The organism is Pedobacter sp. (genome assembly GCF_035317785.1).
Classification (GTDB): Bacteria; Bacteroidota; Bacteroidia; order Sphingobacteriales; family Sphingobacteriaceae; genus Pedobacter.
In genome coordinates this window covers 1-21,248 of record NZ_DATHGC010000288.1, presented here as the reverse complement: position 1 = coordinate 21,248, position 21,248 = coordinate 1, and the positions used below count along the sequence as shown (strand labels likewise).

Sequence of the window (21,248 nt, the reverse complement as noted above, 5' to 3'; positions counted from 1 at the left end):
CTTCGCTATGATGCATTAGAAAACCTGACCTTTAAAGCAGCTGTGGGCACAGGCTTCAAAACCCCCAATTTCCAGCAGCTGTACATGATCTTTACCAACATCCAAACCGGCTATTCGGTATTTGGTGCGGAAGAGTTCTGGCGGGAAATCAAATCCTTGCAGGATGCCGGCCAGATCATGAGCATCTTTCCGGCAGCACAGCGTGTGGGCAGCCTCAGGCCCGAGCGTTCTGTCTCCTACAGCGGTGGTTTCAACTATCAGCCCTTCAGCACCATAAATATCGATGTCAATGTATTTTACAACGACATGAAGAATTTCATCAACTATGAACAGGTAGCCATCAAGACCAGCGGGCAGCAGGTCTATTCCTACATGAACATCGCCAAAGCCTATACCATGGGCGCAGAAATCGGACTGAACTGGAAAGCCAGCAGATCAGTCAGCCTCTCGGCCGGTTACCAATTGCTTTATGCAGTCGACAAAGGCATTCTTGACTCGATAAAGAATGGTACCGGCCTATATGAAAACGTATATGACCTGGACAAAAATGAACAGCGCAGGTCTGCACACAGTGATTACCTGGGCATGAACAACCGCTCTCGCCACATGGCCAATATCAAGCTCAGCTATGCCCACGAAAAGACCGGTTTAACCGGTTCTTTCCGGGTAAACTACAGGAGCAGGTATGGCTTTATGGAAGACAACAGGGCCAATAATTTTTTAGACACCTGGGATAAGTTCGTGCCCGCTTATTTCCTGTTCAATATCGCCGTTCAAAAAACACTGTACAACAAGCACCTGCAATTGCAGCTTACCGCCGATAACCTGATGAATTACCGGGACCAGCTCATGCCTGCGCAGCAGGGCAGGGCAGTATTGGGCGGCATCAGCTGGCGCTTTTTCAAAGACCATTAAACATGATCAACAACAGAAACAACCCTTTAAAATTAAATATCAGCTTATGCTAAGTACAAACATCAAAGAGGCCACCAAAGAGGCCCACCAGCAATTAGAGAAAAAAGTAGTACTGAAACTGAAATCGATTCGCAGCAATGCCGATTATGCCGACGTACTGAAACACTTTTATGCGTATTTCAACGCTGTCGAACAAGCGATAAAACCCTACATCACCACGGCTGTACTGCCTGACTACGCAGATCGCCGTCACTCTGGTTATCTGAAGGCGGACATCGAAGAACTGGGCACTGATACCAGCGAACTGCCTGCCGTAACCATTCCGCAGATCAGCAGTGTAGCAGAGGCATTGGGCGCGCTTTATGTAATGGAGGGCTCCATCATGGGCGGAAGCATCATCGTACAGATGCTCGCCAAATATGGCGTGACCAAGGGAATTTCCTTCTTTTCCGGTTACGGAGAAGCTACAGGACAAATGTGGGGGAAGTTCATTGCCGTGCTGAATGCACAGGCCGAAAATAACAAGCAGCAAATACTGGCCATTAAAGCGGCAAATGAAACCTTCTCAAATTTTGGGGAAGTGTTTGGCGGGGTCACTGTAACTGGTTAACCCCTGCGGCATCTGTCTTATAAAAACATCCCCATGAAGATCAAATCAAAAATAGAAGGATCAGACGACTGGCTGTTCATCGAAGAAATTCCTGAACTGTATTCGCCCAATACCCCGCTTTCAGAGAAGAACATCAACATCAAGAGCCTGCCCGCACAGAAACTGGTCAATTACCAGTTGAGTGCAGGCGGTCTGTTCCTGGTGCATTCCACCATGCAATTCTCTGAAAATGTAAAAGTTCTCTCTGAAATAGAAGGCGAGGCCATCACCTCGCAGTTTATATTTTATGGAACCAACCCCACTGCCGGGAAACCTGCAGACAAGTCTGCAGGCAAATCGGCGGAGCTGTCTGCACGCCGGACAGGCAGCAGGCACAACATCCGCTACATCCCATCTATAAAAGGCAAGTACCCGATGATGCCCGATATCGAGTACAAATACTTTCTGCTGGTGCTTTCCAAGCAATATTATTTTCACCTGATCGATCAGCATTCCTTACTGCACAGCGATTTTGTAAGAGAGATCCTGAAAGGCAGGTATACGTCTTATGCCGCCAGGGATCTGCCCGTCACTACCGAAATGAAACGGGTGATCAATGACATCTGCGAATGCAAACGGAGCGGCGAGCTCAAAAGACTGCATACCGAATCCAGGATCCTGGAACTCCTGATGCTGCAGCTCGAGCAGATGCAATCCGGAATGGCCGAAGTAGACAAATACCTGATCAAAGCCGACGATCTTAAAAAACTGGAACATGCCCGGGATATCCTGGATGCAGAGTATACCTATCCGCCAACCATTATCGAACTGGCCAAAAAGACTATGCTCAATGAATTTAAACTCAAACGTGGTTTTAAAGAATACTTTGGCACCACCATTTACGGCTATGTGACCCGGCTCAGAATGGAAGAAGCCCGGCGGCTTATTCTTGAGGAAAAGAAAAGTATCGGTCAGGTAGCCGCTGCAGTAGGTTTTAACCACCAAAGCCACCTAACCGACGCTTTTAAACGTTACTTCGGCATTTTGCCCAGCGAGATCAAATCTGATGAAGAACCCACATTAAGTTAAATAAACAAGAAGCCATGAAGAATATCAAATCTGTTCTGCTCCTGATGACCGCCATCACCCTGCTGTGCAGCTGTACAAAAAAAGAAATAAAGCCCGAGCTGCAGGACACCAAAAGCACCGTGATCAAAGACCTGCCCGGCGACGTGGGCAATACGGTAGGCAGCGGGAATGAGTTCACACCCTTTTATTTAAGCTTGAAAACAGGGGCCAAAGCAGACCCGTCTAAAGTGAAGACCAGCGAATGGGACATCGCATTTACCAAAGAATACAATTCCCTGCTGGTGGCCAACAACGGTAGTACACCCGGCACACCGGGTTATGGCGGAACCGGTACAGGCAGTTTTCTGATCGTTGAAAAACCTTACGATCAGGTGACCCTGGCACCTTCAGCCGCAGAATTTTCGGCCAGCGGCATATCTGGCATTGGCTGGGATTCCGGAAACGGGATCGGCTGGTTCTTTTATGACCTCAAAACCCATATTGCTGTGCCTGTCAAAAACCGGACATTCTTGCTGAGGACGGCAGAAGGAAAATATGCCAAAATAGAAATGGTCAGCATGTACAAAGGCGCACCCGCTACAGTGAGCGATCTCAACTGGCCTGCGCCTTATTTCACTTTCAGGTATTACCTGCAGGAAGACGGCAGCGGCAACCTGAACACTCAGTAAGCCATCAGATCACAGGATATAAAATCCCATAAACGTAAGTTTTTATCCCGAAATGGTAAGAGATTATTCGCCTTACTCTGGAGGATTGTTGTCATATTTGCTATTATTTAAAATGATTCTAAATAACTATACCAATCTCATGAGACCCATAAAAAGCCATATCACTGTCTTGCTCATCTCCGTAGCAGTGCTTGCAGCAGGTTGTTCCAAAGAAGGGGAAGTGCCAGTACCTGAAAAGCAGCTTCCTGAACTGCCACTGGTTACAGTTACCAAAAGCGGGGAATATACCGTAACACTTAAAGGAGATACTGAAGCTAAAATGACCACAGGAGACGGCAATTTCAAACCTGTATTTTACAGTTTGGAAGACGGGCGGGCCATTCCCGCTGAATATGCGGCAACCGACAAATGGGACATCGCTTTTACCAGCATCTACAACAGCAGCATCTGGGCCAATAACGGTGAAGCGATCTTTGAGAATGGAAATAAAGCGCCTGGATATGGCAGCCCGGCAAGAGGGGGCTTACATCTGGTCATCGACCCGTCAGTAGAAGCCAAATACTATGACGGGGAAAAGCTGCAGCCAAAGCAGGTTCCGATAGATCAGTCCCTGCTGGATGAAGCTTACAGCAATGTAAAAACAATAACCATTGCAGACAATCAGCTCATTTCCAAAGGATACCTCACCCTGGACTACTTCCTGGGCAGCGGTGCGGGATATGCATTCTATGATTTTTACGGCGCCATGTTTCCTGGTGATAAGACCAGGGCGCACATTGTGTACAACCTGCCCAGGACCATCATCATCAAAACAGCCAAAGGCAATTACACCAAACTCATCATTTACAGCTTCTACAAAGACAGTCCCCTCAGTCCGACACTGGAGTCAGAAGCACCCTACATCACCTTTAAATATACCATACTGAAAGACGGAACTAAAGACTTTACCAAATGATCAGTTCTAATAACAACCTATCAAACAAAGAAGAAATGAAAGATAATTTATTCATTAAGTTCAGCAGAAAAACTATGCTCATCGTCACTGCCGGCTGTCTTGCACTGTTTTCCTGCTCCAGGGACACCGAAACCCCGGAAACCCCGGATGTCCCCGATACGGCAAAGATTGCCGGAACCAATTGGGTGCCGGCCCGCGCAGTCAGGATCAAAGACACTTCGTACACCTTTAGTAAAGTGGTACCCTACAAAGATGCGGGTGGTAAACTGATATACGATAAGGCCAATTCCGAAACTAAACAAGGTAAGGGCTATATGTATTATGACGAAAAATTTAAGGTCGTCTATGTAGTGGACTGGCCCGGAATTCCCGGGAACGCTGCAGAAGGCGCCGCAGGCTTTAAGCCCTTCCTGTTCAACTTTGAAAAAAGGTTCAATATCACAGAGGCACAGGCAGGGGCGGGAGTAGCATGGGACATCAAGTTCTACGACATCTATACCGCCTACATTCTGCCCAACAAGACAGGCGCTACCGGAGATCAGGGTAAACTGCGGGTATACCGTACCAGCTTTGATGAACTGGACGAAGCGCTGAACCAGGACATGGTCCGCAATTCTGTCGAGATCGAGATGGATGACCATGCTACAGTTGATGGATGGGGCAGGTACAGGCTGACAGACCATATCCTGCATCCTTACGACCGGACCATTGTATTTCGCCTGCTGAACGGAAAGTATGTCAAATTCCAGCTGATGAACCTGTACCGTACGAACCCGCAAACGGTGACAGACAAGTACGAATACGAAGCACCGTTTTACAATTTCAAATACTACATGCAGGAAATACCAAACAGCAGGGTATTGAAAACCAGATAAGACATTTTAGACCCAGGGCCCGGGTTTAAGACAGGCTTTGCAGAAGCCGGATCGCCAACAAGGCAGGATAATCAATTTTCGGAGAATTGACTACCCCAACTTATGGCCTGTGATACCAGGGTGGTATTGCTTCAAATCAATAATCATTAATCCTAAAATTATTCTTTTAAGATGAACAATCCCCAATCAGGCGTAGTACGCCAAAGCAATCCGCTGCTATCAGGCAGTAAATTTAGTAAAAAAATCAGCATGTTCGGCCTGCTGGCGCTCATAGCCGCCAGTTCTGTGTTGACTTCCTGTAAAAAAGACAGCGATGAAGCAGCAGCACCAGAGCTTAAACTGAAATCTGCCAAAGCACTGGCGCCAACACCGGGCGGGGCAGCACTGGCACTGACCAGTGTAACCTCAGGGACAGTAGCCCAGAGCGCATCTGGTAATGTCTATACGGTGACCAATTATTATGTCGCACAAAGTATCTACAATCCTTCCAATCCACATGCGGCCAATGGTTTTTATTTCTTCGATTTTGGTCTGAATGACAACATTCCGGGAACCAGCTCAACAACTCCTCCTGACGTTTCTACCGACTGGGACATCTCGTTTTCCGGTACCGGCAATGCGGATATCAAGAAAAATGCAGGCGTATCTGTTAAGTTCCTGAATGAAAACTTTGCAACTGCAACCGCACGCTCAGCATCCAGCGCCTGGACAGCAGGTACTACAGCGGGTACCACATTCGGACACAACCGCACCATCTGGACTGCTCCTTTGTCTGCGCCAGATTACCTGGCAGCAGCCTCTGGACATACCATTGTAGGCTGGTGGAACTATTATTTTGGCAACCACCAGGTCATTGCTACCACAGACCTGACCATTTTGGTGAGAGATACTGATGGCGATACTTATGCCGTACACATTAAAAGCGTGTACAACAACGATACCCCAACAGGTACACCATTTCCCAACAACTTCAGCTACCTGACGTTTGAGTACAAAAAACTGATATAATAATTCAATTAATCGGGTGTCCAAAATGGTACGGCTATTAAAACCTTGCTTAAACGGGATCCTGACCACGAAGTAGCTGCGAAGCAAAAGAAATTCAGGATGACGTGAGGCATAAATCAAATAGCAAAATATAACTTTTTGGGCACCCTTAATATCCAGAACATTAAACCCAATATCATGAAATTAAAAATTACCACACTTTTTTTAATCATCGCGGCGATGAGCTTCAGCGCATGCAAGAAAGACAAAACCGAACCTGAACCAGAGGATCAGGGGCCTGAGTTTGTACAGTTATCAGAACACATCAAAAAATATCGCAGTGGGCTAGTACAGGTCAGCAAGTACCCCATCGATATGACCCGGAAAAACAGCCTGAAAAATGACTACTTCAGCTTCGATGAAAACAAGTTCCTGGCAGAGGATAAGGCCAATAGTAAGGACTGGCACATAGTGATCAGAGGATTTAATTCGGTAGCAATTACGAATAACAGCACTGTTCTTAACGCACCCTGGACAGGAAATGGGTCAGATGTAAGGACCAGCGGACTGCTCAGGAATTTCGATGAAGTAAATACCGTCGACCCGGCAGCACTTGATTTTGCAGGTCCTCATTCGACCGGTATAGGTGCCTACAGTTATCATGACCTGCCATATGAACAGGTGCCTGCTTACTGGGCAAAAGAACAATATGATGAACTGGGCGATTTTACTTTCTTGAAACCAGACCCTAACCGCACTTTTATCATTAAACTCAATGACGGCAGGTATGTCAAATTCCAGTACATTAATATTTATAAGGAAGACGTTGACAAACTCAGCCCCTCATCAGAAAAAGGCTTCCTCAGCTTCCGTTATTTCGTAGCCAAAGCAGGAAGTACCGATGTAAAAACCAAATAACCATTGTTGTATTGATGAAGAAAACAGTTAATCATCCCTATTTGATGTGCCTGCTGTTGACCATTACGGTCAGCAGCATTGCTGCATGCAGGAAAACCAATTTACCAGAGCAGGAACAACCCGAATCTCCTGCTACGGGGACCCGTCAGGAACTGACGCTGGATTCCCTGTACCTCTATACCAAACACACCTATTTATGGGGTGATGTCCTTCCGGACTACGATGCTTTTAATCCCCGTAAATATACAGAAGTATCATCTGACCTGCTGAATTTAAAAAAAGAACTGTTTGACCTGGCTTCCACACCAAAGAACCCGCAAACGGGTATGCCCTATGAAAAGACCAATCTGCCGGGCCTGCTCAAATATAGTTATATTGAACAGGGGACAGATGCCAATGGTTTTCAGGCTGCGGGCGTTCAGGACAGGACCGCCAATGCTCAAGGCCAGTCCGTCACCGCAACTCCAAATCACGCTATACTTACTGCCCTGACATCCGGCAATACCGGCTACCTCAGACTGACACAATTTGCCCACCTGAACGAACTGACACAACCCTTAAACACTGCTTTTAACGCCTTTTCAACTGCATCTGTAAATACAATAATCGTCGATCTGCGGGATAACTCTGGCGGCTATGTGGAAACCGCACAATACCTGGCCAACTTGATAGCCAGCCCGGCGATGAACAATAAGGTGATGTACAGCCAGCATTTCAATTCAAAAATGCAGCAGGGCAAAGCGCCCATTCTCAAAAACCAGCCTTATCTCGACGAAAACAACAAGCCCGTATTCCTCAACGGCCGCATGGCCACTTATGCCGATGTTGATTATTCCATAGCCGGAAACACTTACCAGTTCAAAAAAGAGGGACAATTAAAAACACTGCAAAAACTGTATTTTCTGGTCAATGGCACAACCGCATCAGCCAGCGAACTGCTCATCAATGTGTTGAACCCATATTTTGACGTCACCCTGATCGGCTGCCAGACCTATGGCAAACCATTGGGTTCATTTGCCGTCAAAATACACCAATACACGCTATATGCAGTCAGTTTTCAGATCAGGAACGCAGCAAATGAGGGCGATTATTTTCAAGGGATACCCGTAGACCTGCCATCGACGGAAGAAGAACTGGGCAGTGAACCTGCCGCAGTATTGGACAATACATTAATTCTGGTTAGTCAGCTGACGTCCAAAAAACCGGCTTTGAAGACCAAAACCGGGCAAATCAGGAGCGTAATTCGATTTTCAACCGGCGAAAAACATTTTTCCCAGCCGGAAATGATCAAAACACAATTGAAATTGAAGCGACCACAACATCAGGAAGCACCTTAAAGCGGAACAAACACCCAAGAATAAAAAACAACAATCATATGTGCAAAACAAGACTCCTCAGTACTAAAGACCAAACCGTGATCACCAGCTGCGTCGGCTGTAAAATGTTTTACATCTGGCACAACAACCTGCTGTTGAACTTCAGCTGCGAAGCCTTTATGTCGTTTAGGAACGTAGTAAACAATATGCCCTTTCACAACAACTGCCTGCCATTTCCGGACCAGGAAGAACGGGTGGTACTGCACACACCAAATGACGACATCAGTTTTGCCTTTGAATACGAAGAATTTGAGGTCTTTAAAGCCGCTATTGATGAAGCCATCTACATGTCAGAGATCTACGCGCTAATGAATGAGGAGTAATTCAAGGCCTTTAAAAGGAAATGGTGTCCTCATACAGATAAAAAAATGGGAGATGCTATCGGACAAGAAAAGTAACCCCCCTGCTTTCCATAAAATTCAGTGTCTTTGAGAAGACATAACTTCCTTTGCTCACCCTTCAGTGAGCCTAAGGAAGACAGTCCGAAAAAAGATCACTGAATTTTAATTTTAATCTTTGCTCAGCTTCTTTATCGGCGTCAGCTCCACTTTCCTGAACTCCACTTCCGAACCTTCCGCCTGCAAGGCGATCTGCCCGCTTTGTACAGTACAATTGAAGCCATTATTTACAAACTTATCATTTACCCAGACATATACCTTATCGTCCAAACACTCCACAATCATTTTATTCCACTCGCCAACAGGATTTTCAACCTCCTGCTGCAGGCGTTCAATTTTACGCAGCTTATCGCCATTTACTCCCCAGCGCGCCTTATCACCCCGGCGCGCTTCCATATCCGGCACCTCAATGTCTTCCTGTATGCACCAAAAATCTCCCGCATTGGTATGCTGTATCTGGACCTCAATGGATTTTGGAAACATGTCGTAAAGCGCCCTCGAAGTAGAAGCATGCACCAGCAGACCACAATTTCCAGGTGTTCCCGCAAAGCGGTACTGCACCTCGATTCTATAGTTTTTATAAACCTTATCCGTGATCAAATGTCCGCCCGGCGTACCCAGGCTCACCAACAGACCATTGCGAACGATAAAAGGATTCCGTGCATTAGCGTCCTTGTCCATCGCAGGCACATCCACATGCCAGCCCTTGAGGTCCTTACCATTAAACAAGCTGCGCGACTTCTGAGCAAAAGAATCAACAGTGCCGGCAAAGAGCATCCCGGTTATTACAAGAGTGGAAAAAAGTAGTTTCATACGAATGTGCTGGTATTTAGGGTTGAAAATGGTTAAGAATACTAATATATAAAATCCAGATTGCTTCATGACATAAAATCCACTAGTTTAGTGCCGTTGTCTTTTAGAACAGCTAATTTATGAGCGAAATCAAATGGGGGATCATCGGCTGCGGCGATGTGACCGAAATCAAAAGCGGACCGGCCTTTAACAAAGTGCCCAATTCATCATTAGTTGCCGTGATGCGCAGAGATGCCGCCAGGGCAGAAGATTATGCACGCAGACACGGTGTGCCCAAATGGTACAATGACGCACAGCAGCTGATCGATGACCCTGAAGTCAACGCCATATACATCGCCACACCACCGCTCCAGCATGAAGAATACACGATAAAAGCATTAGCCGCAGGCAAGCCCGTTTATGTAGAAAAACCCATGTCTTTAAACGCCGCTGCCGCCGAAAGGATGAAAGCCGCTTCAGAAAAATACGAGGTGAAGCTCAGTGTTGCCCATTACCGGAGAGCACAACCTATGTTTTTAAAGATCAGACAATTGCTGGCAGAAAAAGCGATAGGCGACGTACGTTTTGCGCAGCTCCAAATGCTGCAGCCGCCCAACCCGGTCCTCATCGCCGCTTCCGAAACCAACTGGCGTGTTGACCCTGCCATCTCTGGCGGAGGGCTGTTTCATGACCTGGCGCCGCACCAGCTGGACCTGATGATTTATTTCTTTGGAGAACCCGCTGCGCTGCCAAACTTTAATGAGGTCAGAACAGGGCAGGGCATAGCCCTGAACCAGTCTAAGTCCAGTACGGCTGATGACCTGGTGACCGGCCAGATCCTGTTCAAAAATGGTGTGGTTTTTAACGGAATGTGGTGCTTTTCAGTTTCTGAAGAGGATAAAACGGATCTCTGCGAAGTTGTCGGGAGCCATGGGAAAATACGTTTTTCTGTATTCGGCAGTAAGGTTACTTTCATTAAAAACGGAATAGAAGAGGAGCTTATTTTTGATCCGATCCCGCATGTAGAACAGCCCATGATCCAGCAGGTCACTGCTTATTTTTTAAACCAGGCAGACAATCCCTGCTCCGCAGAACAAGCCATCCTTTCCATGCGGCTGATCGATCAGTTTACCAGTTAATTTGCCACCTCAGTGCGTAGTATCTGTGTTTGATATGTCTTTAACCTTTTTTAAATTTTGGTTAAGGTTTGGTTAAGGTTTGAGTAAGTGTTGATTAAGTGTTGATTAAGGTATAGCTTAATCAACACTTAATCAAACCATAAGTAAGCATTAAATAAAAATTTAAAAATGTACCAGCCATATAATAACCATATCAAACACAATATCTAACTTTAGCCCAACTAACTGATATAAAATTATGGGCATATTAAAACATGGGCCATTCGGCATGACCACAGGTAAGATCCAGAACATGGTAAGTTATGATCTTAACGGCAAAAATGTATTTCGCAGAATTGGAAAAACCAACAAAAAACCTACGGTCAAACAACTGGCTGTTCGGCAGAAAATGGCTGTGGTGATCGAATTCTTAAAACACCTTGGGCCGCTTATTGAATTTGGGTTTAAAGCCCAGGCAGTAGCGGCCAGAAAGTCTGCGCACAACATGGCTACTTCTTACAATACCAAAAATGCCACCGCAGGCGAATATCCGGAAATTGTGATGGACTACAGCAAGGCAATGATCTCACAGGGAGATTTGATGCAGCCCATTGAGCCACAGGTGGAGCTGTTGCAGGGAAAACTAAGGTTTACCTGGCAGAACCAGCCAGATCTGGAATACACCAACAGAAAAGACCAGGTCATGATGCTGGCGTACTTCCCTGAATCACATGACATTAGTGCGGATGTCTATGGCGCGCTCCGGACTGCGGGTGAAGATTTTCTGCCTATTGACAATAAGTTGCAGCATGCAAGGATAGAGGTGTATATGGCTTTTATGTCGAGTGACCGTGAACATGCATCTGATACCATTTATTTGGGCACGATCAATGGTTGAAGATTATTTATTAGATTAGTCCCGCTCAACTTTGATATGCGTTAAATCTGAAACTATGCTCCGGTATCTATCCCTTTTGTTTTATGGCCTCTTCTTGCTGAACCCGTTTGCCCAGGTGAAAGGGCAGGATACGAAGTCCAAAGAGGCTTTGGCCCATGCGCCAAGTAAGGCGAATAAAGCGGTAAAGCAGTTCAAATTTACGGTAGAAGAGGCACCGGAGTGGTCAGCGATGTTTACCCGGACCAATGGCTGGTTTGGTGGTGACGGTATTTTTTCTATTCCGCTGAACGGCGCGGAGACCAATGGGTCTGAGACACCTCAAACGCTTTTTATATTTTCCGACAGCATGATCGGGGAGATAAAGGACGGCAAGCTCCAGCCAGGTTCTAAAATGATCCACAATTCTACTGCGTTACTGAAGGGTACTGAGCCACTGAAAGACCAGATGACTTTTTACTGGAAAAATATGGGTCAGGACAATGCGGAGTCTGTTTTCGTTCCTAAAACTCCGCAAACAGGACCCGGGGATTACTATTGGCTGGGCGATGGTTTTGTAAACCAGGCGCTGGACAATTCCATTTTTATCTTTGGCTACCGGGTAAAACAGACGGGTGAAGGTGCTTTCGGTTTTGAAGAGGTGGGAAATACGCTGATAAAGATTGATGGGAAACAGGAACAGCCCTATGCGGTTTATCAGCAAAAGGACAGCCCTTTCTATTTTGGCAAAATGGGTACCGGTGCTGAAGCGGCCGAAACGGGTTCTTTTGGGGCGGGAATACTGGTAAATACGGCAAAGGCGGGAGCACTAAAGGGAGATAAGTATGTTTACGTTTATGGGGTAAGGGGTAAAGCCAAAAAATTACTGGTAGCCCGGGTATTGCCTAAAGATTTTGAAGATTATGCCAAATGGATGTTCTGGGACGGATTGAAATGGAACTCTGATATGCAGCAGGCTGCTGCAGTAACAGACGGGGTGTCTAATGAACTGAGCGTTTCGGCTTTGCCGGACAACAGTTATGCGCTGATCTTTCAGGAGGGCGGCCTGAGCAGGTACATTGCCATGCGGATTGGTAAGAGCCCTGTCGGGCCCTTCGGACCGCCAATCCGGCTATGGGACTGCTCTGCATCACTAACCAAAAAGTCTTATTTTCCCTATAATGCCAAGGCGCATCCCAGTCTCTCAAAAAAAGGGGAACTGCTGATCAGCTACAACATCAATTCCTTTGATTTTTTTAAAGATCTTGCGGATGACCCGCAGTTGTACAGGCCAAGATTTATCCGCGTTAAATTTGAATAAGATCATTGCTGTACCTGCTGCTGCTGCTGCTGCTGCTGCTGCTGCTGCTGTTGTTGTTGCTGCTGCATGATGGCATCCATATAGCGCTGGTAACTGTTCTTGTTGGGTGTGCTTGGGTTTGGCTTGCTGTAGTTGATCTCTTTGGGCTGGATGTAGCTGTCAGTTTCAAATGCGTCATCCTCATCATGACCTACCGATACGGTAACTTCCATGATATGGCCTGAAGATCCTTTAAAGACACCTTTTACCGGTGAGCAGTCACTAAAGTTTCTGCCTACCGCAAGCCGCACATGGTTTTCATTGGCGATGCAGTTGTTGGTCGGGTCCAGTCCCAGCCAGCCATATTCCGGGATATAGGCTTCTGCCCAGGCATGGGTAGCGCCTTCTCCGCGCATGCCGTCACGGTTTGGACAGATGTACCCGCTTACGTAGCGCGCGGGGATCTGGGTAAAGCGCAGCATGGTGGTCAGGATGTGTGCGAAATCCTGGCATACGCCCGCTTTCAGCCCCAGTATCTCACTTACTGTTGAGTCTACCGTGGTCACACCCTTGATATAAGTGAATTCCCTGAAAACATAGCTACAGAATTTAACGGCAGTTTTATAGGGAGTATCGTCAGCGTCTTTTAGGTTTTTAACGATTTGCTTCAGCGATTCGGCTTCAGGAAAGTACTCCTGTTTGAGGTAATCGATATAGGGTACTTCATATTTGATGTCGTTCAGGATCTGCCACTGCTCGTTGATAAAGATGTCGTCCTGGGGCAGCGCTTTGGCATGGGTTTCTACATAGATCTTTGAATAGATCTTGAGCTGGGTATGCGGCTCTTTTTGTGTGAAAGTGCCTATTTCATTACCATAGTAATCGATAAAGATATCTACATCCGGCGTGCCGGAAATGTTGAGGTCGTGTTTGATCACCTGTTGATATTCATCTTTAATGGGGAACAGGATGATCTGGTTGGCACTGTCACGTACCGGTGATTCATATCTGTAATTGGTGATGTGTTTGATCTTGAAAACAGGCATATCTCTGTAGTTATATGTAGTTTATTGCTTTTGGTCAGTTGATTTAAAGCAATATTGGATTTATTAATGGTAATTTAATGTAAAAGATCACATTTGTTGGTATTTTATAGGATGTGGATTACTAAAAATAGTATTCCTGCAGTAGGTTTCCGATCCCGTACAGGCCGTTCCTGATCTTGACCAGGTAGTTGTGCAGTCCTTCTTCTTTAATGGTGTACACCGAACTGTAGGTAATGTAACTGTGCAGTTTGCCGATGTTGAATGACAGGCTTTTGTAGTCTTCTATGTTCTTTTCGCTTTTTAACCGCTCAAAATACCGCTGTATGTTGTGTACCCCATATTTGGCGGAACGCGGAAAATCCTGGTTGAGCATGATCAGCTCCAACACGTTTTCATCACTGAAGCCGCCTCTGTAAGACTTCAGATAAAGCTCGTAGCCACCCAGGGAAAGCAAAAGGTGCTTCCAGTAAGAGGTGTCGGTGAGCAGGTCCGGATTGTCTGATACGGAAATGAACTTGATGTCCAGGATGTCTATAGACTGGATGCTGCGCTCGAGGTATTTGCCGATGCTCATGAAGCTCCTGATCTCCCCCCGTTCCATGGTGCTGTCGGCAGTCCCGTAGTAAAGCATCACTTGTTTGATGAGGATGTCCAGCGCAGTAATGGGGTCGTCTTTCTGGACGTACCAGAGCAGTTTAGGGTCTTTTACGGTATGGTAATATTCATTCAGGCATTGCCAGAGGTCGGTGGCGATGTGTTCCTGCACGCTTCTGGCGTTTTCACGGGCAAGGGTAATGATGTTGATGATGGAATTGGGATTGTCGCGGTTGAACAGCAGATATTCTACTACTTTGCGGCTGTCGTTCTTCATGGAAGAGATCTCTTCTTCTTTTCCGCCGGAAGAGATGCGGATCACCGGATCCCAGGTAAATTCGTGTATGGTGTCTTGTGAGGAGGCGTAGTTGATCTTCAGCATCCGGAGGATCCCGTCGCTGCGTTCTACATATCTGCTCAGCCAATATAAACTTGATGCTACTCTGCTTAACATGTTGCGTTTCTTTTTGCTTGGTGTGGTTTAAGATGATAATACCCAGGTGTCTTTACTGCCGCCGCCCTGTGAGCTGTTGACCACGAGCGAGCCTTCTTTGAGCGCCACACGGGTCAGCCCGCCGGGTACTATGGATATGCCGTCGGGTCCGTAGAGCGCAAAAGGCCTCAGGGCCACACGTCTTGGCTGCAATACTCCGTCCATATAACATGGTGCGGTAGAGAGGCTGATGGTAGGCTGGGCGATGAAATTGCGCGGGTCTTTCAGTACTTCGATTTTGTAATCGTCTATTTCCTGCTGATCGGCTGCATGGCCCATCAGCATGCCGTAGCCGCCGCTTCCATTGGTTTTTTTGATGACCATCTTGTTGATGTTCTCAAATACGTATTCTTTTTCATCCGCATTGCCGAGGCTGTAAGTGGGCACGTTTTTGAGTAAAGGTTCTTCGTTGAGGTAGTACCGGATCATATCAGGGACGTATTTGTAGACGGCTTTATCATCGGCCACGCCATTGCCAACGGCGTTGATGATGGCTACGTTGCCCTTGCGGTAAGCGCTCATGAGTCCGGCTACGCCGAGTACACTTTGCGGATTGAACACCAGCGGGTCCAGGAAATCATCGTCAACACGTCTGTAGATGACGTCTACCTGCTGCAATCCGGTAGTGGTTTTCATGAATACCTTCTGGTCGCTGATGACCAGGTCACGTCCTTCTACAAGCTCGACGCCCATGAGCCTGGCCAGGGTGGTGTGCTCATAATAGGCCGAGTTGTACATTCCTGGGCTTAACAGCACGATGGTGGGGTTGGATACTGCTCTGGGCGACAGGGCCAGCAGGTTTTTATAGAGTATGTTGGGGTATTCGGTTACGCTGCGCACTTTGCATTGCGGGATGAGGTCGGGGAACAGCCTCTTGGTGATCTCCCGGTTCTCCAGCATATAGCTGACACCGGAAGGCGTTCTCAGGTTGTCTTCGAGTACATAAAAGGTGCCGTCGTAGTCCCGGATCAGGTCTATTCCGGCAATGTGGATGTAAATGTCGTGCGGTACATTCAAATTGTACATCTCCCGGAGAAAATGGGGGCAGGAATAGATTAAAGATGCGGGAATTACTTTGTCTTTGATGATAAATTGTGTGCTGTACACATCTTTCAGGAAAAGATTGAGTGCTTTCAGGCGTTGTTTGATGCCTTTTTCTATGAAAGACCATTCTGATGACGTAATTACACGCGGAATAATATCAAAAGGGAAGATTTTTTCTATTCCTTCGCCACTATCGTAAACGGTAAAGGTAATTCCCTGGCTCATAAATAGTCTTTTGGCCAATTCTTCCTTCTTGTTTAAGTCATTTGCTGACTCTTTTTGCAGGTAATTGATGATTTTATGGTACTGTTCTCTAAGGTTGTCGTTAGAGATGTACATTTCATCCCATGTATTGGAGATATTTTGGTATTTACTCAGGTCGATTTCACTCATATGTCACAAAATATGTCTAATAATAAGATATTTTATTGTAATTTTTTAATAAATAGATGTGATTTTATAGAAAATGGTGGTAATGATCGGTTTAAATTTAATTTTTATATTTTTTTGTAGTGATTGTTAGTTTTTTGTGTGTTATCGGGATTTAACATCAGGTGAAAAAACCATTGCTTTGAATTGATAACTATTTTGTGACAGGAACGAAAAGGTATAAGGTAGAAATTATTATCCAGCTTTTTTTCTTTAATTTAGGTACAACACAAATGTAATCTTATGAATAAGTATCTGTTTATTGCCCTGGCTATGGCCATGGGCTTATCTGCCCGTGCGCAGATCTCCTTTCAAAAAGTCATCAAGGTAGGTGTAAAGGCAGGAGTCACCGGCTCCGTTTTCACCAGGGATGTTGAACCTTTTGATCCCCATATCCCCGGGTACTATGACACATTTGATAACTACGCCAGAGTAGCAGGCTATGGCGGCATCACCCTGGATTACGACATTGGCCCACGTTTATCTGTCGGTGCGGAACTTTTGTACAGCGCCAGGGGCATGGCTTACCGGGAAGAGAACTATGATGTGGTGATCATAGGTGATAATGGGGAGGAGCAGGCTTACAATTATTTCAATTTTAATGTGGATTATATTGAGCTGCCGGTTACCCTCAACTTTAATGTGCTGCCGCTGGAATCGAAGACCTGGCTGAAAGTGTATGGCGGGATAGCGAGGGCTGTGGCTGTGCATAAAAAGACAAAGCTAAGGTACCCTGATGTGGATGGATATGATGCGCCTGATGATGTGAAAGAACAGCTTCAGCATGTGCGGACTTTTAATACCAGCGTGATCGGGGGGCTTAAAGTGGGAGGAAAGAAGGGCAAGAGCATCCTTCCTTTTGGAGACCTCAGGGGAAGCTATATGCTGAGTCCGGTTTTTAACAGAAGCAAAGCGGCTAACAAAGGCAACCTGGATACGAAGATGTTTAGCTTGTCGCTGGGTCTGGGTTTGCAGTTTTAACACGGACTGTATTTGTCAGTTGGTTGCCCCGATGATTTTTGCATTTCATGACTACTTTGGTTAAGTTTGGGCCTTATGAAATGGAGATCGTTCATCATTATTGTTATAATGATCCTTGCTTGGCAGGCTAATTATGCCCGGCAGAAAAAATATGTTCTGGTAATCCATGGTGGAGCAGGCACTATTTTAAAAAAGAACATGACTGCCGAAAAAGAAGCGGCATACCGTAAGGTATTGACGCAGGCACTTCAGGCGGGCTATGCTGTGATTAAAGATGGAAAGAAAAGTCTGGACGCAGTGGAGACCGCAATTCGTGTAATGGAAGATTCACCGCTTTTTAATGCCGGCAAAGGTTCTGTCTTTACCAATGAGGGAAAAAATGAAATGGATGCAGCCATTATGGACGGCAGTAACCTGATGGCAGGATCTGTGGCCGGTGTAACGACTATAAAAAATCCGATCAGTGCCGCCCGGGCAGTCATGGAAAAATCTGAACATGTGATGATGACGGGTCCGGGCGCTGAAAAGTTTGCAAAGTCCAGTGGCGTTGAAATCGTGAGTCCGGATTATTTTTATACCCCTGAAAGGTGGGAAGGCCTGAAAAAAGCAAAGAAAGAAGATTCAACTAAAGCAATATTGGATCATGGCAACAAGAAATCAGGTAAACTTGGCACCATTAACAAGGATTATAAATTTGGAACAGTAGGAGCAGTTGCTTTGGACAAGGCCGGCAATCTGGCAGCAGGGACTTCTACCGGTGGAATGACAAACAAAAAATTTGGAAGAGTTGGCGACGCACCGATTATTGGAGCGGGGACTTATGCCAACAACAAAACCGTTGCGGTTTCCTGTACGGGCTGGGGCGAATTTTACATAAGGAATGTTGTGGCCTACGACGTTTCGGCAATGATTGAATACGGAAAAGCAAATCTCCAAAAAGCAGCGCAAACGGCAATTGATAAAGTTGGACAGCTGGGAGGTGACGGTGGGCTGATTGCTTTGAATGTTCAGGGTGAGATGGCAATGCCATTTAATACGGCCGGAATGTATAGGGCTGCGATTACCGAGAACGGTGAGGTTGAACTCCTGATTTATAAATAGAATATGCATGTGAAACAACTTACCTTTCTTTTATTGATATTATTTGGCAGCCTCCGCCTGGCCGCACAGGACAAGGCCCCTGCTTCATATGCCCCCATAGTTAGTGCCGCTAAACAGTTTGCACTAAAACCAGGGATAGATTTTCTTTCGTATTCAAATCAGCAGAATGACTTTATGCTCGTCGGCCGGCTTGAAAATACGGAGAAGATCTATTCCCTTGTAATGACAGACGATGGGGATGAAATTGTCACTGCCAGTAACATCAGGGTGGCTACCGAGGTGGGTGACAATCATTTTAAACTGGCCGGGCTGGCCCTGGCGGGCAGCAACCTGACCGCCTTTGTCGAAAGTCACAACAGACAGACCGGTAGAAATGTGATGGCCATGCAGGCGGTAGATAAAAACGGCGGGCTTACGTCTGAGGGGATGCTGGTTGGATATTTTGACTTCATTAAGGCAGATGATCCCGGCTTCTGGCATATTGCCTCTTCACCTGACCAAAAAAAGATCGCACTGGTGGCGCAATTGCCGCATGAGGTAAATAAGCCGGAACGGTTCAAGTATTTCTTCATGGATGAAAACCTGACCATGACACAGACAGGTGAATTTTCTGTTGGCAATGAATATGCTAAGACCGCAGGGTATCAAGGTTTACCGGTCGCTGACTTTTTAGTCTCTGATAAAGGAGATTTATACCTGATCGCAGCCGGGTCTGCGGAAAATCGTCATTTTCCGCTGGTCTATAAAGGTGTGGCAGGTTCTGATCAGTGCGTTCCGGTGCCTGTTGCCGGAGCAACCATAGACTATGAATGCGGGAATTACCGGGCGACGGTCAACCCGGCGGGAGAGCTGATCATAGCGGGATATTTTCAGAAAAAAGACGGAACAGGCGGAATGGATGCCTTGACTTCAGGCAGCTGGAATTTCATTACTTCGGGGCAGGGAATTAAGTTTAGCACTTTTGAGACACCAGTCCCGGTACTAAGTGCCGATCACCTGGTGTCCGGTAAGGATACCTATTTTTTAGTTGGCTGTTCGCGGGCAGGTATACACATTTCGGGGTTTAAAGCTGAGGGCAACAAGAAGTTTGAAATTCCGGTGGCGCGTGATCTGATGGCCGGAATGGCCATGCATGATCATTCCAGTAGTAAGGCTAAGCCGGAAGAGGGTATAGCCTCAGCGATATTGGATAGCAAACTTTGCCTCATTTACAACGATCAGGCGGGAAAATATAAAACAGGCGGGACTGGTCTGATCACCATCGGTTTGTCTGTGAGCAATGAAGGGTTGGCCGGTACGCCTGTGGTGTATGACAGTCTGACTGCGGACAATACCTTGCTGCTTCCAAAGTTTTATAGTGCCAATGCTGATCACATCCGGGTATTGGCTTCAGCTGAAAATGAAGTGAAAGTTATTACATTCAGATAATTTCATGAAAGCTATTCAATTTTTGTATTCAGGCCTGATTTTATCAATTGCCATCTGTTTATCTGGCTGTGATACCAGTGGCTCGGACCATAAGACGAGAAAAATGTGGTACCGGGCAATCCATAAGACGGATACGGCTGTGTTTAAGGTGAATGTGACCGACGGCCAGTTTAAAGGTCTGTATGAGATCAGTTATGGTGGTGAATACAGGGATTCGGGTGAGGTTAGCGGATATTTAAAAGGCGATACACTGCTGGGTAACTATCTATACCAGCGTGTGGGGATAGCGCAATTGCACAGGATTCCGATAGCTTTGTTAAAGAAAGGCGACAAACTGATCATGGGGGTTGGTTCTATGGAGATTTATCTGGAAAGGACCTATTTCAAACCCAGGGTGCCGATTGATTATCAAAATGTAAAATTTATATTTGAAAAACTCTAGCCTATGCACCATGTGGTGATCCAATGTATCAGTCTGCTTTTCATCATCCTTTTTGTAGTCATGCTGGCGCAGAGGATAAAGGTGGCTTATCCGATATTATTGGTATTGGTGGGCCTGCCTTTGGGTTTTGTTCCTTTTTTGCGCGGCATTGAGATTCAGCCGGAGCTGATCTTTGTGATCATTCTGCCCCCGCTGCTGTATGAGGCTGCATGGAATACCTCCTGGAAAGATTTCTGGAAGTGGCGGCGGGTGATCAGCAGTTTTGCGTTCCCCGTAGTGATCCTTACTTCCTGTGTGGTTGCTTTTGTTTCTTCCGCCCTCATTCCGGGATTTACTTTGGCAGCGGGCTTTTTACTGGGCGGTATTGTTTCACCCCCGGATGCGGTATCGGCAAGTGCCATTCTTAAAAATATAAAAGTGCCAAGGCGCTTTATCAGTATAGTTGAAGGGGAAAGTTTGCTCAACGATGCTTCCAGTTTGGTGGTTTTCCGTTTTGCGCTGGCTGCTGTGCTGACTGGCAGCTTTGTTTTCCGTGAAGCGGCGACTGATTTTGTCGTCGTTATTGTGATGGGTATTGTGACGGGCATCGCGGTAGCGCTGGTGTTTTATGCCATTCACCGCTGGCTCCCGACTTCTACCAACATTGATGTGGTACTGACATTTGTGACGCCTTATGTGATGTATATGCTGGCTGAGGAATTTCATTTTTCGGGAGTACTTGCTGTGGTAAGCGGCGGTCTCTTTCTCTCTGCACGGCGGCATGAGTTTTTGTCCTATCGGAGCCGGTTGCAGGGAATTAATGTATGGGAGGCGGTGGCTTTTGTGCTCAATGGCTT

General features: G+C 46.4%; 22 protein-coding genes. 18 read left to right on the top strand and 4 right to left on the bottom strand.

All coding sequences use genetic code 11. The features are described 5' to 3' along the window. From VK541_RS17900 to VK541_RS17855, 10 genes are all read left to right on the top strand, one after another. The coding region (locus tag VK541_RS17900) for a TonB-dependent receptor plug domain-containing protein (RefSeq protein ID WP_324371730.1) at positions 1-915 on the top strand (915 nt) is incomplete at its 5' end. Between the two features lie 46 nt (positions 916-961). Then, entirely contained in the window at positions 962-1,525 is a 564-nt protein-coding gene (locus tag VK541_RS17895) for a biliverdin-producing heme oxygenase (protein WP_324371729.1), read from the top strand. A 33-nt stretch (positions 1,526-1,558) separates the two neighbouring features. Then, on the top strand, positions 1,559-2,593 hold the full coding sequence (locus VK541_RS17890; protein ID WP_324371728.1) for an AraC family transcriptional regulator: 1,035 nt from the start codon (positions 1,559-1,561) through the stop codon (positions 2,591-2,593). Positions 2,594-2,607: 14 nt separating this feature from the next. Further along, positions 2,608-3,261, top strand: coding sequence for an HmuY family protein (locus VK541_RS17885; protein ID WP_324371727.1), 654 nt, complete (start codon positions 2,608-2,610; stop codon positions 3,259-3,261). Between the two features lie 139 nt (positions 3,262-3,400). Then, positions 3,401-4,216 carry an HmuY family protein gene (locus VK541_RS17880; protein ID WP_324371726.1) on the top strand — a complete coding sequence of 272 codons (816 nt, stop codon included), beginning with the start codon at positions 3,401-3,403 and terminating at the stop codon, positions 4,214-4,216. Between the two features lie 35 nt (positions 4,217-4,251). Continuing rightward, positions 4,252-5,091 carry a hypothetical protein gene (locus VK541_RS17875; protein WP_324371724.1) on the top strand — a complete coding sequence of 280 codons (840 nt, stop codon included), beginning with the start codon at positions 4,252-4,254 and terminating at the stop codon, positions 5,089-5,091. Between the two features lie 171 nt (positions 5,092-5,262). After that, the gene (locus VK541_RS17870) at positions 5,263-6,099 is read left to right on the top strand and encodes an HmuY family protein (RefSeq protein WP_324371723.1); all 837 of its coding nucleotides are present in this window, start codon (positions 5,263-5,265) and stop codon (positions 6,097-6,099) included. A gap of 177 nt (positions 6,100-6,276) precedes the next feature. Then, complete coding sequence (locus VK541_RS17865) at positions 6,277-6,996, top strand: HmuY family protein (RefSeq protein WP_324371722.1); 720 nt, start codon at positions 6,277-6,279, stop codon at positions 6,994-6,996. 14 nt (positions 6,997-7,010) lie between these two features. After that, positions 7,011-8,333, top strand: coding sequence for a S41 family peptidase (locus VK541_RS17860; RefSeq protein WP_324371721.1), 1,323 nt, complete (start codon positions 7,011-7,013; stop codon positions 8,331-8,333). Positions 8,334-8,371: 38 nt separating this feature from the next. Next, complete coding sequence (locus VK541_RS17855) at positions 8,372-8,695, top strand: DUF6686 family protein (RefSeq protein ID WP_324371720.1); 324 nt, start codon at positions 8,372-8,374, stop codon at positions 8,693-8,695. Positions 8,696-8,881: 186 nt separating this feature from the next. On the opposite strand, the gene VK541_RS17850 is transcribed toward VK541_RS17855, so the two are convergent. Continuing rightward, complete coding sequence (locus VK541_RS17850; RefSeq protein WP_324371719.1) at positions 8,882-9,583, bottom strand: DUF1080 domain-containing protein; 702 nt, start codon at positions 9,581-9,583, stop codon at positions 8,882-8,884. Between the two features lie 119 nt (positions 9,584-9,702). Between VK541_RS17850 and VK541_RS17845 the strand changes: the two genes are divergently transcribed. The 3 genes from VK541_RS17845 (at position 9,703) to VK541_RS17835 (ending at position 12,875) form a co-directional block, all read left to right on the top strand. Continuing rightward, complete coding sequence (locus VK541_RS17845; protein ID WP_324371717.1) at positions 9,703-10,701, top strand: Gfo/Idh/MocA family oxidoreductase; 999 nt, start codon at positions 9,703-9,705, stop codon at positions 10,699-10,701. Positions 10,702-10,939: 238 nt separating this feature from the next. Continuing rightward, on the top strand, positions 10,940-11,578 hold the full coding sequence (locus VK541_RS17840) for a DUF6266 family protein (protein ID WP_324371716.1): 639 nt from the start codon (positions 10,940-10,942) through the stop codon (positions 11,576-11,578). 55 nt (positions 11,579-11,633) lie between these two features. Further along, entirely contained in the window at positions 11,634-12,875 is a 1,242-nt protein-coding gene (locus VK541_RS17835; RefSeq protein ID WP_324371715.1) for a DUF4185 domain-containing protein, read from the top strand. Positions 12,876-12,877: 2 nt separating this feature from the next. Here the strand turns inward: VK541_RS17835 and VK541_RS17830 are convergent, their stop codons facing one another. The 3 genes from VK541_RS17830 to VK541_RS17820 all read right to left on the bottom strand — a co-directional run bounded on the left by VK541_RS17830 (position 12,878) and on the right by VK541_RS17820 (position 16,424). Further along, positions 12,878-13,900 carry a transglutaminase family protein gene (locus tag VK541_RS17830; RefSeq protein ID WP_324371714.1) on the bottom strand — a complete coding sequence of 341 codons (1,023 nt, stop codon included), beginning with the start codon at positions 13,898-13,900 and terminating at the stop codon, positions 12,878-12,880. 121 nt (positions 13,901-14,021) lie between these two features. After that, on the bottom strand, positions 14,022-14,948 hold the full coding sequence (locus VK541_RS17825) for an alpha-E domain-containing protein (RefSeq protein WP_324371713.1): 927 nt from the start codon (positions 14,946-14,948) through the stop codon (positions 14,022-14,024). 27 nt (positions 14,949-14,975) lie between these two features. After that, positions 14,976-16,424, bottom strand: a complete 1,449-nt coding sequence (locus VK541_RS17820; protein ID WP_324371712.1) for a circularly permuted type 2 ATP-grasp protein — start codon at positions 16,422-16,424, stop codon at positions 14,976-14,978. Positions 16,425-16,703: 279 nt separating this feature from the next. Between VK541_RS17820 and VK541_RS17815 the strand changes: the two genes are divergently transcribed. From VK541_RS17815 to VK541_RS17795, 5 genes are all read left to right on the top strand, one after another. After that, positions 16,704-17,441 carry an outer membrane beta-barrel protein gene (locus tag VK541_RS17815; RefSeq protein WP_324371710.1) on the top strand — a complete coding sequence of 246 codons (738 nt, stop codon included), beginning with the start codon at positions 16,704-16,706 and terminating at the stop codon, positions 17,439-17,441. A gap of 75 nt (positions 17,442-17,516) precedes the next feature. Then, complete coding sequence (locus tag VK541_RS17810) at positions 17,517-18,542, top strand: isoaspartyl peptidase/L-asparaginase (protein WP_324371709.1); 1,026 nt, start codon at positions 17,517-17,519, stop codon at positions 18,540-18,542. A 9-nt stretch (positions 18,543-18,551) separates the two neighbouring features. Next, entirely contained in the window at positions 18,552-19,970 is a 1,419-nt protein-coding gene (locus VK541_RS17805) for a hypothetical protein (protein WP_324371708.1), read from the top strand. Between the two features lie 4 nt (positions 19,971-19,974). After that, positions 19,975-20,412, top strand: a complete 438-nt coding sequence (locus VK541_RS17800; protein ID WP_324371707.1) for a hypothetical protein — start codon at positions 19,975-19,977, stop codon at positions 20,410-20,412. Positions 20,413-20,427: 15 nt separating this feature from the next. After that, positions 20,428-21,248: cation:proton antiporter (locus VK541_RS17795; protein ID WP_324371706.1), on the top strand; the 821-nt coding region annotated here is incomplete at its 3' end.